We start from the raw sequence: 1,160 nt of genomic DNA, 5'->3' as shown, positions 1-1,160 counted from the left end.
CCCCCCCGACCGCGCGGCGGCCCGGTCCCCACACCCCGACAGGGGCGGGGGCCGGGCCGCCGCGTCGTCGTTGCCGCGGCACCCGGACGCGGCGCGCTGGTCACAGCACGGCGCGGGCCCGGGCCATGCGCTCCTCGTGCTGTTCGCGGTAGTCCGCCAGCATGGGGGCGTGCTCGGCGATCACCGCCTCCTGGTGGTCGGCGTCGATCGCCGCCCAGCGCGCGACCAGGTCGGTCCGCTCCTTGCACGCCACGTCGACGACGGCGGCCTCCCGTGCCTCGCGCCCCGACACGTCGCCGCCGAGGCCGAGTTGGGCAGCGGCTTCCAGCGGGGTGTCGGTGGTGAGGCCGTGGTCGGCCATGCAGTCCGACCACTCGGCGAGCAGCGTCTCCAGCCGGGGGTCCTCGTCGGCGAGATGGGCCGCCTCGTCGGCGAGTTGCAGGATCACCGTGGGGTCCACCCAGTCGGCCTCCGGCCGGTTGACCGTGAGGGTGGCCTCGCCGTGGCAGCCGGTGACGGGGACCGGTTCGCCCCCGAGTTCGGGGCCCGTCATCCGCTGCGCCTCCTCCAGGGTCTCGGGGTGGTCGAGGTCGAGCCCGGGGTCGCCGTGGAGGGCGAGCTCCTGGTCCGGGGTGAGGTCGTGCGGGAAGACGGGGGCGTAGGTGGCCGGGTCGAGGTCGACGGGGTGCATGTAGCCGTGCTCGGCGGCGACGTCGGCGTCGTCCACGCCGTAGAGGTAGAGGTGCGTCCCGAGGTCGGCCGCCCGCCTCTCGGCGGGGGTGTACTCCAGCCCGTACCGCGCCATGCAGTCGGTGATCAGGACGTCACGGGCCTCCTCCAGCAGTCGCTGGTCCTCGGTGGGGATGTGGTACTCGTCCAGCGGCAGGGTGAGGTCGGCGGTGAGGGAGGCGGCCGGCACCACCGCTTCGACCGCGTCGGCGGCGCCGGGCACCTGCGGTTCGGTCGCCTCGTCGGCGGCGGACGCGGGTTCCGGTGGCTGTGCGGCGCCGGGGCCGGAGCAGGCGGCGGTGGCGAGAAGCGGCAGCAGGGCGAGGACGGCGAGTCGGGGTGCGGGGCGGCTGGGGCGCACGGCGGGGCTCCGGGGGTCGGTCGGCGGCGCTGCGCCGGGGCGTCGCGCAGCGCGTGGGTCGGTGCCCCCG

1 protein-coding gene is annotated in these 1,160 nt (G+C 76.6%); it reads right to left on the bottom strand.

What is annotated here, in order from left to right:
- Window positions 1-100: 100 nt before the first annotated feature.
- Window positions 101-1,090: a hypothetical protein gene (locus tag HCN52_RS24535; RefSeq protein WP_168090605.1), complete on the bottom strand. Its 990-nt coding sequence runs from the start codon at window positions 1,088-1,090 to the stop codon at window positions 101-103.
- Between the last annotated feature and the right edge of the window lie 70 nt (window positions 1,091-1,160).

It is taken from the genome of Streptomyces bohaiensis, from assembly GCF_012033785.1.
Classification (GTDB): Bacteria; Actinomycetota; Actinomycetes; order Streptomycetales; family Streptomycetaceae; genus Streptomyces; species Streptomyces bohaiensis.
The sequence above is the reverse complement of the archived record's forward strand: the minus strand, read 5'-3'. Positions and strand labels throughout refer to the sequence as shown.